Annotated in this window: 14 protein-coding genes; 5 read left to right on the forward strand and 9 right to left on the reverse strand. The window is 50.4% G+C overall.

Annotation, left to right across the window (positions count from 1 at the left end; genetic code table 11):
- Positions 1 to 81: 81 nt before the first annotated feature.
- Entirely contained in the window at positions 82 to 1,266 is a 1,185-nt protein-coding gene (locus C7B82_RS10540; protein ID WP_106256279.1) for a metallophosphoesterase family protein, read from the reverse strand.
- A gap of 197 nt (positions 1,267 to 1,463) precedes the next feature.
- Here C7B82_RS10540 and C7B82_RS10545 point away from each other — a divergent pair, with 197 nt between their 5' ends.
- Positions 1,464 to 2,681: a hypothetical protein gene (locus tag C7B82_RS10545; protein WP_106256253.1), complete on the forward strand. Its 1,218-nt coding sequence runs from the start codon at positions 1,464 to 1,466 to the stop codon at positions 2,679 to 2,681.
- Here the strand turns inward: C7B82_RS10545 and C7B82_RS10550 are convergent.
- The 6 genes from C7B82_RS10550 to C7B82_RS10575 form a co-directional block, all read right to left on the reverse strand.
- Positions 2,678 to 3,379: an N-acetylmannosamine-6-phosphate 2-epimerase gene (locus C7B82_RS10550; protein ID WP_106256254.1), complete on the reverse strand. Its 702-nt coding sequence runs from the start codon at positions 3,377 to 3,379 to the stop codon at positions 2,678 to 2,680. The genes C7B82_RS10545 and C7B82_RS10550 overlap by 4 nt on opposite strands.
- Before the next feature lie 66 nt (positions 3,380 to 3,445).
- Positions 3,446 to 4,207 (reverse strand): ABC transporter ATP-binding protein, encoded by a 762-nt coding sequence (locus tag C7B82_RS10555; protein ID WP_106256255.1) that lies wholly within the window; start codon positions 4,205 to 4,207, stop codon positions 3,446 to 3,448.
- Positions 4,208 to 4,459: 252 nt separating this feature from the next.
- On the reverse strand, positions 4,460 to 5,710 hold the full coding sequence (locus tag C7B82_RS10560) for an FtsX-like permease family protein (protein ID WP_106256256.1): 1,251 nt from the start codon (positions 5,708 to 5,710) through the stop codon (positions 4,460 to 4,462).
- Between the two features lie 298 nt (positions 5,711 to 6,008).
- Positions 6,009 to 7,415: an amidohydrolase family protein gene (locus C7B82_RS10565; RefSeq protein WP_106256257.1), complete on the reverse strand. Its 1,407-nt coding sequence runs from the start codon at positions 7,413 to 7,415 to the stop codon at positions 6,009 to 6,011.
- Between the two features lie 451 nt (positions 7,416 to 7,866).
- Positions 7,867 to 8,196, reverse strand: a complete 330-nt coding sequence (locus C7B82_RS10570) for an Mpo1-like protein (RefSeq protein ID WP_106256258.1) — start codon at positions 8,194 to 8,196, stop codon at positions 7,867 to 7,869.
- A gap of 99 nt (positions 8,197 to 8,295) precedes the next feature.
- The gene (locus tag C7B82_RS10575) at positions 8,296 to 8,799 is read right to left on the reverse strand and encodes a sterol desaturase family protein (protein WP_106256259.1); all 504 of its coding nucleotides are present in this window, start codon (positions 8,797 to 8,799) and stop codon (positions 8,296 to 8,298) included.
- Positions 8,800 to 9,067: 268 nt separating this feature from the next.
- On the opposite strand from C7B82_RS10575, the gene C7B82_RS10580 reads away from it, so the two are divergent.
- Together C7B82_RS10580 and C7B82_RS10585 are read left to right on the forward strand one after the other, a co-directional pair.
- A complete protein-coding gene (locus tag C7B82_RS10580; RefSeq protein ID WP_106256260.1) occupies positions 9,068 to 10,234 on the forward strand; it encodes an aromatic ring-hydroxylating dioxygenase subunit alpha in 1,167 nt (388 codons plus the stop codon).
- Between the two features lie 220 nt (positions 10,235 to 10,454).
- Entirely contained in the window at positions 10,455 to 11,732 is a 1,278-nt protein-coding gene (locus tag C7B82_RS10585) for an aminotransferase class I/II-fold pyridoxal phosphate-dependent enzyme (protein ID WP_106256261.1), read from the forward strand.
- Between the two features lie 103 nt (positions 11,733 to 11,835).
- On the opposite strand, the gene C7B82_RS10590 is transcribed toward C7B82_RS10585, so the two are convergent.
- Together C7B82_RS10590 and C7B82_RS10595 are read right to left on the reverse strand one after the other, a co-directional pair.
- Positions 11,836 to 13,122 (reverse strand): hypothetical protein, encoded by a 1,287-nt coding sequence (locus C7B82_RS10590; RefSeq protein ID WP_106256262.1) that lies wholly within the window; start codon positions 13,120 to 13,122, stop codon positions 11,836 to 11,838.
- A 292-nt stretch (positions 13,123 to 13,414) separates the two neighbouring features.
- The gene (locus tag C7B82_RS10595; protein WP_106256263.1) at positions 13,415 to 14,797 is read right to left on the reverse strand and encodes a helix-turn-helix domain-containing protein; all 1,383 of its coding nucleotides are present in this window, start codon (positions 14,795 to 14,797) and stop codon (positions 13,415 to 13,417) included.
- 234 nt (positions 14,798 to 15,031) lie between these two features.
- Between C7B82_RS10595 and C7B82_RS10600 the strand changes: the two genes are divergently transcribed.
- Entirely contained in the window at positions 15,032 to 15,319 is a 288-nt protein-coding gene (locus tag C7B82_RS10600) for an NfeD family protein (RefSeq protein ID WP_106256264.1), read from the forward strand.
- A 5-nt stretch (positions 15,320 to 15,324) separates the two neighbouring features.
- Positions 15,325 to 15,492, forward strand: coding sequence for a hypothetical protein (locus tag C7B82_RS32195; RefSeq protein WP_181357442.1), 168 nt, complete (start codon positions 15,325 to 15,327; stop codon positions 15,490 to 15,492).
- The last annotated feature ends 230 nt before the right edge of the window (positions 15,493 to 15,722 follow it).

The raw sequence follows: 15,722 nt of genomic DNA on the forward strand, positions 1-15,722 counted from the left end.
CAACCCAACGTGTCCTAAAAGTAATTAGGCTTATCTGTTGAGTCAGTAGTCAGTAATAGGCGTTTGGCTGAGCGCTGTCACTTAACTGCTAGGCGTGAAGGTGAGCGATCGCTCTGCTGCGGTGAGGTCACTTTCCTGTATATCCAGGCGCAGTACTCTGCCAGTCGGTCCCACAATGAGACGGGGCAGGGTTTTGTGATCAACAACCTGGAGCGTCGTCATGTTGTACGTTGTGTAGCGAGTAGATGCAGTGCCCCAATCTACATCAATTACCGTCAGAGTTTTAAATGGGGGCAGTTTGCTATTCAGTAGGGGACGCGGTCCTGCACCTAAAGCACTGGTATGCAGCAGTTCTAGCTTGCCACTGTGGGCGGGGTAATACGCATGGTCATGCCCGCTGACATAGGTATGCACGTCATATTTCTCAAGCATCGCCTGCAATTTATCCGCACCAGCAATAATTTCACCCAGTTCATCACGCCCAACAGCAACGGCGTAGAGAGGCAGGTGACCAATCACAAACCGCATTTTGGCGGACTGGGCGATCGAGCTTGCCAGACTTTTTTCCGCCCAGGCAATTTGTTCCGGTGGAATGCGAGAGGTGGAAGCATCCCAGACCAGATAGAAAATACCTTTGTGCTGGAAGGTGTAATAAAAGGGAAAGCCTGCACGATCGACAAACTGAAGGTTTGGATTATGGCCAGGCGCATTCCAGTATGCAGCTGTCAGTTCGCGATCGTGGTTGAACAGAAACTTGCCCCCAACCGATAACGCGCCTGAAGCATCATGATTGCCGATCGTAAACCCAAAGGGCACCCCAGTTTTGCGAAGCGGTGCGCCAATATGTCGCTCAAAGCCATCCCACATGGCTTGAATTTGTTCGCGACCTAATGATGGCGATTGCCCTGCCACCATATCGCCACCACCCAACACCACATCCGGTTCCCAGTCTGGAATGAGCGCGATCGCCTTGTGTACTTCTGCTTCGTAGTCTGTGGAACCATAGGCACTGTTCAGGTCGCTGATGACGGCTATGCGAACATCACCGCGAACAGGCGCAAACAGGCCTTTGGGCGCGATCGCCGTGTTTGCTGCCACCACGGTCTGACCAGATGCTGCCGCTACAGGCGATGACGAGCTTGCTGCTGGAGTCGCTAGCGGGCGATTAGTAGCGCCACCCGTCAGCACTTGATGCACCAGAGTGGCGACACCAACGCCACCGACGACTCCGCCTAAAACCAAAAATTGACGACGGCTGAGACTCATAGACGCTGGAGATCCATAAACTGGGCGGGAAGGGCGAAAGGCTAAAAGTTTTGAGTTGAAACTCATTCTGACCGTTGCCAGCTGATGGCTGACCGCTGAAAGCTGACCGCTAACTGCTAAGATGGTTCCTGCTAAGGTAGCACCCGTAAGAATCTACCGCGTTTGAGCCTGTTTGTGCTGCCTGGGAGAGAAATTTTATGTCACAGGATCAGCCACCATTATCAGAGCCAACTAGCCACGAAGCCTCTGAAACGTCATCAGAATCGACACTAGACGCTCCACTTAACGAAGTAGAACGTCTAACAGACGCAGCGATCGCAGAAGCTGCGCAGACAGAAGCAGCTCAAAAGAATGTAAGTATAACAGAAGCAGACGCCGCTCAGACAGAGGCAAAGCCATCCCGTCGGGCAGCAAGCAATGAACGATCGACCCGTGCGCGCAGACCAGCCCCAGCGAATGATGAAATCCTTCCGCAAACCCTGCTGCGGTTGTTGGGTGAAGCGGTTGTAGCCGCACAACCACCGCTTAAGAAACAGGGCATTAAAACCTTAAGGGGTACCATTCAGCTTTTAGAAAAAGCAGTTGAGCGACTGGAAGCTGAACCGACTCCCAAACAGGTGAGAAGAAGGGTACCAGTGCCAGGTCAAGCTTCTGAGGACGCTTTGCCCCCGTCCTCACAAACTCCTACTGGCAAACTGGTACCGCCTTTTTCGACTGCTGCACTAAGGGAGAAGTTCCGCACGCTCCGGCAGCAGGCATGGCGATCGTGGCGGCCGCTGCTGAGGCAAATTCGCGATCGCCTACCTACAGCCATTAACCGCAATTTTTCGGATCAAGCTCTGACAGGAGCGATTGCAGGTATTTTAGTCATTCTTTTGTGGACAGTATCCTCTCTACTGCCCGCGAAACCACAGCCAACCACGATCGCGAAAGCGCCTCCCACTGAGACGGTTGCACCACCAACGCCAGCGCTCACGCCAACACCTGCGCCGGCGCCGATTCCACCGCTTGTCAAAGCACCAGAGGGTCCCAAGCCTGTGGAAATTAGCCCTGCGCCCAGCAAACCAGCTATCCCCCCTCCGCCCCTCAAATTGACTCCAGAACAAACATTAATCGCCCGCATTCAGGATCAGGTTGCCGCGATCAGCAACCAATATGCCAGCGGTCTGGTGCAATCGGTGCAGGCAAACTTTCGTGGCAGCCGCCTGATTGTCAACATCAGTGATGGGTGGTATAGCTTGAGTCGATCGCAGCAAGACAACTTAGCAGGCGAAATTTCGCGCCGCACCGAAAACCTGGACTTCATCAAGCTAGAACTGGTTGATGCTACGGGAAAGCTGCTTGCCCGTAGTCCGATCGTTGGTTCTGAGATGATTATCTTGAAGCGCTCAAACGCAGTGACAGAGGCTGCTTAAGACAACGCTGTTTGTAGTGCCACGTTGTACGCTTTGACCTGGAGATCGACTCCAGTGATCGCAGTACCCACGACTACGGCATAAGCCCCAAGCGTCATCGCCTGTCGTGCCATGTTTGGGGACGCAATGCCACCTTCGCAGATGATGGGGTTGTCGATCGCGGCGACCATCTGAGCCAGCAGATCAAAACCGGGAGGGGTTTGATGCTGTGTTGCAGCAGTGTAGCCATATAATGTGGTGCCAATTAGATCAGCCCCAGCCCTAGAAGCGGCGATCGCGGCGTCTAACGTATCGACATCTGCCATGACAGGTTTGCCCAGTTCGGTCTGAATACGGGCAATCAGTGACTCTAGCGTTTCGCTACCTGGACGATCGCGGAGGGTCGCGTCGATCGCGATGATGTCTGCACCGGCCTGCGCGATCGCCAGTGCATGGTGAAACTGCGGCGTAATGTAGACATCGAACTCTGGGATTTGCTGCTTCCACAGCCCAATGATGGGTGCTGTGATTTGGCCGCTAACAGCCTGCACGTGCGCTGGTGTATCCAGCCTGATGGCAACGGCTCCTTGATTGATCGATGCCTGAGCCATTGCTGCAATGACAACAGGGTGATGCATTGGTGAATCGACTGGAGCCTGACAAGACACGATCAAGCCGTTTTGGAGGCGTTGCACCAGGTTGATGAATGCTGCTGACATAAGTAGAAAGGGTTGTCTGCTAGTGTTACGGTCTGATCCTTACCAACAGCAGCGAACAACTTCGAATCATTGCCGCAAAATGCCATCTTCCAACGTAGAAACCCGATCGGCGACATCAATCAAGCGTGGATCGTGCGTGACAATCAGAACCGTGCGATTGCTCTGCTTGGCGAGTTGGCGTAAGAGCTCGATTACAGCGTGACCGCTATGGGAATCGAGTGCCGCTGTTGGTTCATCAGCCATAATAATCTGTGGATCGCCTGCGAGGGCACGAGCGATCGCCACCCGTTGCTTTTGCCCACCCGACAAATCGCGCGGCAGATGGTTGATGCGATCGTCCAGTTTTACTTGTGCTAGCAGTTCGTGCGCCATCCGACGACGGTTAGTAGCACCACGAACGCCTTTTACTTTTAAGGCCACTTCCACATTCTCGGAAGCAGTCAAGGCTGGGAATAAATTAAAGCCCTGAAAAATGAAGCCAATATTCTGCAGCCGAAAATGCGCTAACTGAGCACGCGACATTTTCGTAATCTCCTGGCCCAGCAGCTTGACGCTGCCCGCCGTTGGAGTGAGAATACCAGCCAGGATTGAGAGTAATGTCGTTTTACCGGAACCGGATGGTCCCATCAGGAGATGAATATCGCCCTGTTGAATCGTTAAGTCCACTCCACGTAGCACGGGGTAAACCTGTGAACCAGAGCGGTACACCATTTCAACACCCGTCGCTACGATAGCCTGCTCCTTAAACCGTTCCACAACAACTGAGGTAGACGCAGCTCGATCGCGCGCTTGAATAAAACTAGCAAAATTAACTTGAGAAGCAGTCATTTTTTTAACATCAATCGATAGGTAGAGTCGCAACGGTGAGAAGCAAGAGAAGAGCGAAGAAAACTAAGGATAAATAATCACGGTCAGATTAACTTCACCCAGCTGGACCCTTTTCCCCAAAGAGCAAAGTAACTTAGTTAATTTGTTAGAGGTTAAGCAGCTATTAGGGGTTAAGCAGCAGCTAATTTACATAGTGTAACGAACCAGCACACCCATCCGCATCGCACCTTTCGGCAAATTTTATGATGAAAACTACGCCTTAAAGACGATGGCAGGATCAACTTTAGTCACTTTTTGAATCGCAAACATGGCCGAGCTAACGCACATAACGACTGTAATACAGAACACACCGGTAGCCGTCATTGGGCTAATCAAAATCATGATGCCCTTAGCGGCCATAGTCCACGAACCCAAGCCGATGCAGAGCACCATACTGGGCAAGTAACCCAAAACTGCCATCCACAGGGCTTGCTCTGTAATGACGCGGTAAATAATCCAGTCAGACGCACCCATTGCTTTGAGTGTGCCGTACTCCTTGATATGGTCTGCGACTGAGGAGTAAAGGATTTGACTCACCACGACCATGCCAACCACGAAACCGACGGCTGCGCCCAGACCTAAAATAAAGCCCACTCCAGTCCGTTTTTCCCAATAGTCACGGGTTTGTTGTGCCATTTCGGCTCGGGTTAACGTGCGTGTGCCAGGAAGAGCGGCTTCTAAGCGCTTGCGTAACGTCGGTAAATCCTGACCGGGTTTTGCCTGGATCAGGATGAACGTAATGGAGTCAGACAAAGAGAGCTTTCGGGGTGCTGGGGGCGGTGCATCTGAAGGCGATCGTGCAGGCGCCGCATCAACATTGTTGAGAACTTGAACCTCCCCATTTTGGATGCGAATATTAGCTGTAGAACTAAGGCCAGAGGTTGAGAAGGCGTTTGCCGTTTCAAGCGATGTGAAGACGGCAGCGCTGGATGCCATTGATTGGGTATCTTGGACTAAACCGACCAGTTTTGCTGGCAAGGAACCGATCGACCCAGAATCCCCAACCTGCTTCAAGTCGATCGCGGACAGTTGAGCCTTATCAATCACCATCGTATATGGCGTACTCAAGGCGTTTAGTTCGCCTTGAGCCACTTTCCAATTTGCGAATAACTGTCCCTTCGGATCAAAGCCATAGAGACGAATCGGCGCGATACGACGATCAGCCGATCGCCAGAGTGCAGCTCGGATCATCAAGGCTTCTGCACGCTGTACCCCTTCGACCTTCCGTGCCTTGACCATGTGGTCTAACGGCAGCGGCGATGTGACTTCCAGATGCACCATATCTTCAGATGCAACCCAAATGTCGGCACTGGACTGGTCAATGAGTAACCCCGTTGATCGCGTAAAGCCGTTCAGAATGCCAATCTGGATGGTGACCAGGCTGACCGCGAACATGATTCCTGCCTGGGCAACCAAAAAGCGAGGTATGTCCTCAAATAAGTTCTTACGGGCAATGGATGCCATAGTCAATGTGTTTGAGAATGCGACTTAGACATCGGTCGCACTGCGCCCCACGTCAAGCAACTGGTCTTGAGAAGACTAAATTTTAGTACATGTGAGAGTCGCCAGCGGCTTGAAGTGGCAGTTAACCCATTGAGACATCTGTTGTAAGAAGCTGTTGGATCAGCAAGACAGCTAAACCTTCAGAACAAGAGGCTTACCCTTGTTCTGAAGGTTATGGTGACAAGGCTATCAATGATTGTTACACGACGTCTCAATCAAACCTCAAACCGGCTGCTCATTGCTAGTGAGTCGAACGGCGTTAGAGAGTAGAACTGCTCAAGCTAGGTTTGGCCGTGACGTAAGCTGGGAGCGATTGGCGTAGACGATCGCCATACAGTGCTAGTGCGTTGCCACTCAACAACAGTTCAAGATAGTCGCGATCGTAGTCTGAGCCCGTTGCGGCATCCTTCACGCAATCCTTCAGCACACCATCCCAGTGGCCGTAGTCACCAGAGAAACAGGTGAGATGTTTCCCTGCTTCGCCCAAGCCGATCGGCAAGTAAGACGGGCCGGGATCATCCGACTCAAAGGAGGTGAAGATCTGCCCGCGCTTGAAGTAATCCAGAGGATCACGATGGCGCAGGTCGTAATGCTCGTAGAGGCTGGCGTCGTCAATCTTCGTGGGATCGTTCTCCTTCGTCCACATCAGATCAAAAATGCTTTTCGCCTGACTGATGATGTTGGTGTTGTTGTGCGTGCCGCGCTCTTGGATCATCAACTTGGTGAAGTCCATCAACGACGGGCGGTACGGATGCTTGGGGTCAAAGTCGCGAATCCGCTTTTCCCAATGTTCGTGCATGGCATGAGCAAGGTCGGGCACCCAGCCACAGCCGCCTTCCAAAAAGCCAACCCGTAGAGTCGGAAACTGCTCAAACGCACCATCAAACACCATGCGGGTCATCGCGTGCTGCTGCTGATTGCGCTGCACGAAGATGTGGTTCAGCACAAAGGTTTCCATGTGGTCAGAAATCCCGCCCATCATGTAGGAGCCGGGGCCACCATGAATCCCCAGAGCAATGTCGAGATCGACGGCTGCTTGCAGGATAGGGCGGAAGTCAGGATGGCTGATTGCCTTACAGGTGCGGATTTCGGGGAAGGCATCCGGTGCTTTAGGATGAGGGATGGGCATGTTGGGTGCAACGGCCACCGCAATTAGTCCCAATTCGTTGACGCAGCGGTGCATTTCGGCAACAGCAGCCGTCACATCTTGGAGGGGCAGAACACCGATCGGCTTGAGGCGATTGTCATAGCCCCGGCAGTCGTCAGCAATGTAAGTGTTGTATGCCTTGCAGAGCGCGATCGCCAGGTCTTTGTCCAACAGGCTGGAGAAAATCAGGTTTAAGGTGCCGTAGATGACCTGTACATCAACCCCTTCCTGATCCATATGCTGAATCCGTACTTTGTTGAACATTGCACCCAGCGTTGTATCAGGGTGGAGGTTACGGAAACCGCCTTTACCCAAGCCCTGTGGCTGAGGAAACATGCGGAGATAGTCGGCTTTACCTGTCGCGGGATTTGCATCAATCACTTTCGCGCGTTGGTCGCCCAGGCTGTCTACAACCAGGCCAATGCGATCGCGATATTCTGGCTCGATGTAGTCCCGTAGTACCAGAGGATTCTCTAGCTTGTGGGCATCGGCGTCAACAACCAGTAAACCTTCGTACATGCCGTTCTCCTTTCGGTTCGGGGGTTAAAAACTAATGAAAGTGAATGAAACGCTGAGGATCGATCGCTTGCATCCAACCATCAGCCGGTTCTGACAGCTCAAACGCAGCCTTGACAGAGCTCTATACGTATCGCTCCAGTAGCCTTTCCTTGAGCAAGCAACGCTTGAGGATGCTCATGTCTTCGCTTGAGTGAGACGTGAACAACTGGGCTGGATAGAGTCAATAGAGCGTTGAGCAGTCAAGGTCATAGAACCACTTAAGTCAAGGCACAAGTTTGCTCACTGGAAAGAACCAAGCGAGCTCGGCGCCACCTTAATCAACACTCTGAGCAAGGGAGCCTGAGTTACTGAAACTCGCTCTCACACTGCAGAGAGGAAAAAGGCGATGAGATGCAAGCGGGTTTGTCAAACTCAAGCAAAGAGACTCAGGTGCGTTGCTCCAACGTTTCAATCAACTGGATTTTTCGACTTTGGCGACACGGCTGAAATAATGCAGCACTTGACGTAGACCAAACCAGTTCTCAAACGACCAGGACATGGCTGCCAGAATCGTAATGCCGGGATACTTAACAAACGCTGGTTCATTTTTTTCAAACACAGCATGTCCACCCAGTGCAAAGACTTGGGTCAGCACCAGGCAGAGTAGAGTCACTCGCCAGTCGAAAAACAGAAAAACCACAGCCGCAATCGCCAGAAGATTGGTGAGATGATGCAATGCCTGGTTGATTGGGTTCTGATGACTTGCAATAAAATGTGCCTTAGCGTCTTGGAAGTAGCTCAAAGCGCCTCCTCCGGGGTAGTTTGTAGTCGGGTTATGGAACGATACCACAGACAATTCCTGAGCGTACAAGAGCGATCGAAAGTTTTTGGATTTGAGCCGCTACCACCAGCGCAACTCAGCATAGCCCCGCGCTGGTCGGCTCAGTTCTTCGTCAGTCAGCCAGTCTACGAGCTTATAAGTACCAAACACGTGATCCCACCAGTCCACCGCCAACCCAAAATTGTGATGCCACATACCGTACTTGTGGTGAACGTAATGGACAGGCATCTTCATCCAAAAGCACTTGGTTGGGTTTTCATGCTGCAATTGATGCGCATAGGACGAAAATGCAGCAAAGGCTAGACCACCAAGACACCAACCCAGACCCGCTTCTAGCGAATAGAAGAACAACAGAGACATGACGATGAATGTTCCCTTCACATAGTCAACAAATTCCCACACAACGCCCTGTCCTTCGTTGCGACGGTGGTGGTCACGATGACGTTCACCGAGACGGTGCGATGCGTGCATTAAGCGATGAACCCAGTACTCCACTAAGCTGGCAAGCACAAAGGCGGTCGTAAAGCAGACCAACCCTATAGCCACTTTTGTCAGGTCAGGCATCTATTTTCTCCTCACTCCTACCCTAGATTGAAGCGTACCGAATATTTTGAGTTTTTGCTAGTTGATGGGATGCTGCCCCTCGTGCCAGACCCCAGTTAGTCAATGGGCTTTTGTAAACAAAGATTAAGTGCTATCATTCAGTCCAAAGTCAGGCATCGTTAGGGCTTTAGTACGTAGCCGTAATATATTGACAGGAATGATAACGTATTGACAAAACACCGTTTGACGTGAGTACAGTGGCGAGGCGACCTAGCGTGAGGAGAGGAGAATGGAACTGGCTACGGCCCTAAAAAGTCAGACCGTTCGGGCGGGTGTGCGAGAAGTTGGGATCAATCCAAACCACTGGTATGCGGTCGGTTGGGCAAAGCAACTGCAACCCTGTCAGGTCACGCAGGTGACGGTTTGGCAGCAGCCGATCGCGGTTTATCGCGATACCGAAGGAAGTCTACATGCACTAGCTGATGCCTGTCCGCACAAAGGTGTTGAGCTACACCGAGGCAAAGTTCACGGGCAACATTTAGCATGTCGCTACCACGGGTGGGAATTTGATGCTGAGGGCCGCTGTGTCAGCGTGCCATACTTACCACAAGGACAAAAATTACCTTGTGCCCAGGCACGGAGCTATCCCATTCAAGAAAAGTATGGCCTGCTTTGGGTGTTCCCGGGTGATGCCACGATCGCGTCAGACCACCAACCGCCACAGATACTGGAAGACACAGAGTCAGGCTGGCTTAAAGTTCCCGTTACCGGGCATTTTAAGGCGCACTTCTCAATCTGCAACGAAAACTCAATGGATGTGTTTCATGGCTTTTTGCACGAGAATTTGCAAGGCTGGTTTGATCCACGCCTGCTGAGCCTGCGAGAAACAGAGGATGCGGTCTGTGCAGAATATCAGGTATCTTACAAAGGCCACATGGCAAAGTTTCTGGGCTTAAGTGAACGGGCCGATCAGGTAACAACCTTGCCAATTACGGTGCAGTATTGCTATCCCCACTATCAAAGCAGCCTGGAAGGGGTTTCGGCACTGTATCTCATGCGGTTACCCGTGAGTCCAGTTGAAAGTCGTTCGTTTGCCCTCTTCTTCTTTAAAATCCGTTTACCGCAATGGTTACTCAAGCGCCTTGAGCCACTGCTGCAGTCATTGTTAGAGCGCTTTGTTTTGATGCGGTTTTTGGCGCAGGACATTGAGATGATGGAAAGTGAGCAACGCCAGTATCTGGCTGAGCCAACGCGGCGCTATGTGGAGATTAATCCTGCTATCATTGCTGTCCAACGGTTGATCATGCGGCAATATGAACAGTTTATGCGGAGTTCTAGTCCAACTCAAACGAACAGGCACAAAGCTTTGAATGCAGCCGTCTCTAGCTCTGTAGAAGGCCAACCCGACAGCCCCACGCATGAACGGTGGCTGCCTGACCACGCTGACTCTACATAAACATTTACGAACAGATGTATTTCCGGGCGCACAAATGACTGTTATCGTGTCTGCGATCGAAGTAAGTTGGCATTATATAGGTTTATGCAATTAGTTGATACGGTTCAAACCGGCATGAGTGCAAAATTCTGCCGGGCTGGATAGCCAATAACTTGCTAGGCAAATATACTGTTGAGCGAGAGGCGATTCGGCTGTCTACAAAAGGTGAGAGGAGTTTACTGTGCAAGTTGTTAAGGAGTACATCCAGCGTTGGTACGAAAGCGGGCTCGATCCCGATATCTACGTTTGCCATAAAAAGCAAGGCAATGTTGTCGAGATTGAAGAAGAAGCGACTGGCAAACGTCGAACGGTTCTCACGTTTTGTACCAATGATGTGCTGGGATTGAATCAGGAAGACGCCGTAAAGCAGGCAGCAATCGACGCTATTTTGCAATACGGCACTTCCAACAGCTCAGTTTCGGCATTGAGTGGTCGTATCGATCTACATCGACAATTGGAGCAAGAAATTTCGGCATTTAAAGACTTGCCCCATACCCAGCTTTTCTTAAATGCATGGATGGCAATGCAGGCACTCATTGATGCCTTTTGTCATTTAGCCATTCCGGTACCCAATTTTCAGCACACTCGCGAAACGTTGATTTTGACCGATGTGTTGAATCACGGCTGCATTGTGTCAGCTCTTGCACATTCAGGCACTCGTTCTGGTAAGTTGTTTGGTCATAATCCTCGGGTGCGTGTTCGCGCCTACCGTCACTGTGATACAGAGGATCTCGCCCGCAGGCTACAGCGTTATGCCCGCCCCGACGATCGCATTATGGTTATTTCTGATGCGGTCTTCTCGATGGATGGTGACATTGCTCCCTTACCCGGCATGCTGGATGTGATGAGTCACTACGAAGGCAGTGTGCTGGTGATGGATGAAGCCCACGCCAGCGGATCGATCGGGCCTACGGGTCGCGGTATTTACGAGCACTTTGGCTTGCGACCGCAGCAAGCTATCGAACGAGGCGTTGTGCCGCTGATTATGACGACTTTTTCCAAGTTCGCCGCGTCAGCTGGAGCCGCTATCAGTAGCCACGTGGCGGAACTTAAGCCCTTGCTGGATGTGTCGCCAACCTCGATCGGCACTATTTCTTTACCGCCGCCAACAACCGCCGCTGCGCTGGAAAGCATTCGCATTGTTCGGCGAGAACCAGAACGCGTGAAGCAACTGCAGGAAAACAATCTTTACTTGCGATCGCGCCTCGAAGAAAACGACTTTATGGCGATCGGCGAAACCAACGTTGTGCCTGTCATTTTACCTGCCGAAATCAACCCCAAAATGTACGCCAGACAACTCATGGAGTATGGCATTTGGGTTTCGCCCATCTGGTTTATCGCCAAGCCGCGTATCCGTGTAACCGTCAATGCGCTGCATACCAAAGAGGAAATGGATCGCCTTGTGGCTGCAATGGTTAAAGTACGCGACCTGGTTTATAAACCAACGATTAGTGCCTGAACGCCGTTATTAGTTGTTGGTTGTTAGTTGTTAGAAGTCAGCAAGGCGTCTTTTCGAACGTCAGATAACGTTGATCTAACTGCCAGCAACCAACAACTAATCACTACATTAGGTTGACCCAAGAATAGTCTGCCTGACCAAAGTGGATGCCAAAGGCAATCATCAGATTTTCAAGGCATTCTACTAGCCACGACATTTCGCCTCTCACCTTCGTTTCGTAATGTTTAAGGACGACTGCAAACCGCTTAGCCAAATACGCTTTGACTGCATCCAAATTGGCTTTTGTTTCGCGGCAAAGCAAAACGATTTTCAGTAGCAATCCGATCGTAAAGGTCGCACCTAAATTAGTGGTTAAATCGACAAAAACGCCATGATTGTTAGGTTGTTGCTTAGGATTGGCAACTAAGCAATCAATCAATTGACCGCAGGTTTGCACAAGCAAGCCGCCGTTCGGTCTGAGCGTATCATTTTGCGGCAAAGTTGCCTCTAACTGGTTTGTCAACCAGCGGTTGAAATGGTGTTTGCCATAGTCTCGACAGTCAGAATAAGTGATGGAAGCGGTTAGATAATCATACATCTGCCGCTTCACCACGCGATAAGAAGGCGCTTGACGACTAGAGCTGACAAATTGTTTGGCAAGCTCTTGATAGGTTTTTGAGCCCTCTGCTTTGCCTGCAAATCTGCGAATCGATGTTTCTAATTGTTGGTTACTGAGCAGCGTTGGGTTGCTGATTTCAGGTGCAGTCTTTGTGGGAGGTGCTTTCGGCCGCAATAAATGAGTTGTGTAGCGATGTAAATCTTGCTCAAATTGCTGCTCTTTTTTAACCTGCAATTGACTGATCACCTGGTGTCCTAAATCGCTACTATCCCAATTCATTAAGCAGTGGGGATAGAGATATGGATAGCGAGGCACTAAATCTTTGATGGGCTGACTGCGTTCGTCATCCGTTTGAGGCGTTTGAGGCGCTAATTCTGCTGCTTCTACCCGTTGTCTCAGTTCGAGGTACTGATTGCTCTGGACAAACAACTTTACCAGTTCGCGTAAACGTCTCGTAGCGACAAAGCTAGCAGACGTATAAGGTGACGCTTGGAACAGTTCAACCAGATCAACAGCGGGCGACTCACAGCCTAAATGCGACCACCAATAATTCATCAAAATATGGCAGCAACGATTAAGAATGGCATTGAATTCTTGATCGGCCCATTTTGAAAACACAATGCGGTTCAGAGCCACTAAGACCTCAGGCTTATCGTAATCTTGTCCTTCAACAAAGAGGTTGTGGAGGCGTTCAAGCAATTGATAGGGCTGTTCAATCTTTCTGTGATTCAGTAGGTGAGTATATAGAACTTCAGTATCACATTGAAAATCGCGGTAGGAGTAGCCTGACATGGGAAAAGCCTTCCTTAGAGTGCACCGGTTGTAGAGTTTAGACGCAGCGATCGTTAGTCCTCGAGCAAACAATTCAGCTAGCCATTCATCACACAGCGATCGACGAGCAATGCCCTTCTAGTGACTGTGAATGAAGTCAAGAAGAAAAAGGAACTTAACGCTTGCTGAAGCTGTCTATAATTGTACGGTCAGTCTATTCTACCAGTAAGGAGAATCAGGACACTTGGCTAACTGGCCACTGTTTTTGATTCAGAAAGCACCGTTAAGCCTCTGCCCTAAGTCACAAAAAGCTTCAAGTCCGCTGCTCAATAGCGCGATGTACCATGTATTCAGTCATAAGTGCCTGTAAAGAATAGCGGGCGGCCGTGCCTTCGATAAGCGATCGCCGCAGCAACGATTGCAAAACCTCTTGAACCTCTACATTGGTGATCGGGCGCGTTACGGATTGAATAATTTCAGTGATTGTCAGGGGTTCATGATGCTTCACCAGACATTCAACAATGGCACGCTCTAGATCTGACAAGCGGTTAAATTGGCGATCGAGCAGCGAGCGAATGTCCTCAAACAAGGCAGTGCCCTGCTGCAACTCTTCCAAAAAGTTTTTGACATCGCCATCGAAGACTTCTCGGACATTGGTAGCGATCGCATTCAACGCCGATGGATTGCCCTCATAGCGTTGGATAATCAACCGCCAGTCGCTATCCGCGCAAGAGAACGCTCCTTTGGCATTCAAAAATTCTCGTGCTGCTAGCTCTCCTAACCCTTCTAGCTTTAAGGCAAAAACACGCTGATTTCCACCTTCCATACGGGCAACGTCTTTCGGCTTTTCCGCACTGGTAAAGACCAAACAACTTTGATGCACGGTCTGCCCCACTTGCTTCAGCAGTTCACCATACTCTTCATAGCCTTCTTGGTATGACCCGTTATGCACGCCACCGCGTAACACTGACTCTAAGCCGTCCAAAACAATCAAACACGATTGATTGCGCAGGTAATACAGTAAGCGCGTCAACTCGGTGCTGGTCTCCTGCCCGTTAGAGAGAAACTGGACGAGATCGGCAACCAGTGAGGTTAGCGATGGCGCGGGCTGAAGCGATCGCCAGATCAGGAAGTCGAACTGATCTTTGACCTGATGTGCTAGTTTCGCTGCCAGCGTTGTTTTGCCAATACCCGGCGCACCAAACAGAACAATCAAACGGCAGCCATTGAAGCTAAAGCGCTCCTCTAGCTGTTCGAGTTCTTTGATGCGCCCAAAGACGGATGACACCGCCGGAATGTTGCCCCAATCTTCCCATTGTGGCTTGTGTTCCTCCCAAAGTAGATTGGACTCTGGCTCTAATCTAAGGTTGGGTTCGGGCTGTGACCGCTCAGAAGTGGTAGATGTGCCGTTGCGATCGCGCCTGGATCGCAGCTCTTTTGCTCGTTCGATCGGTCCTTGCAGATTGCGTTTACTCACTCGATCGTCCACAACATCGGAAAGCAGTCGCCATAGTTCTGGTCCAACGTTCTGAATCAAGTGCTGATAAGTACAGCGACTAGAGCATTCCTGGTAAATCTTCCTAGAACTTTTGCCCTCCCACGCTCCTCGGAACATGACTCGTTGGAGATCATTGAGCCGTTTTTCCTGCTCTGAAAGTAGCTGCTCGACAAACTTGAGTGCTTCGTCAGCGTCCATTTACCAAACCTAAAGTAGATGCCTGTGCTCTAGTGTAAGGCTGAACTATCCTGAACTATCCTGAACTTTACCCAAATTTCAGGTTTTTTCTTTTATGAAATAGTCTGGAATTACCTGTATTGAAAGCTATAAGACTGCTTGCGAAAGTAGAGACATCACAGACCAGGGCAGATGCCGCCATCCGAGTTGAGTGACATCCGCCGCTTCGTCACTACCTAAACAAGGAGAAAGACTATGTTCAGCCTGATTGCTTTTGTGAAGACGGTGATTGGAATTGAAGGACTGACCAATCATCAACCCCAGGTTTCCACGTGCAACTCAACGTCTGCCATTGAGGCGATCGTCACTCGAACCATTGCACCCGGAAGAAGGGGGCAGGTGCAATGTCAGGGCTCTTGGTGGACGGCCAAATCAGTGCAAGGGTTGACGCTGCTTCCAGGCAAAGTTGTTTACGTCATCAGTCGTCAGAATATAACGCTGTACGTTGAGCCAGGTTTCATTAATTCTATACAAGGACGTTAACGAATATGGCATTTGCGATCGCGATTTTTACGGGATTAGTTTTCGTGACGCTTGTGGATTTTCTTGCTCAGCTCAAACGGCCCAAAACACTAGAAGAAGAGATTGGTGAGGCCGTCACAAAGTACCTTGCCGAGAACAAAAAGAAGCGAGAAGAAGAGAAAAACAAGCCATAAAACAAGACGTTGGATCTTTCAAAAACCGCATTTCAGCGCCAGTCTAACCAGTTAAACGTATTGCTTAAAATCGACCAATTTTGAGCAACTCGATCGTTGGGCATGTTGTGTACGCCACATCACTAACCGCTATCGCTAAACCAACCCTATGAAATCAACAAACTACTCTCAAACATCAGTGTTTCCTACCGCCTCATCTCAAATCAGTGAATCTCAAACCAGCGAATCTC

It is taken from the genome of Stenomitos frigidus ULC18 (assembly GCF_003003795.1).
Lineage (GTDB): Bacteria > Cyanobacteriota > Cyanobacteriia > Leptolyngbyales > Leptolyngbyaceae > Stenomitos > Stenomitos frigidus_A.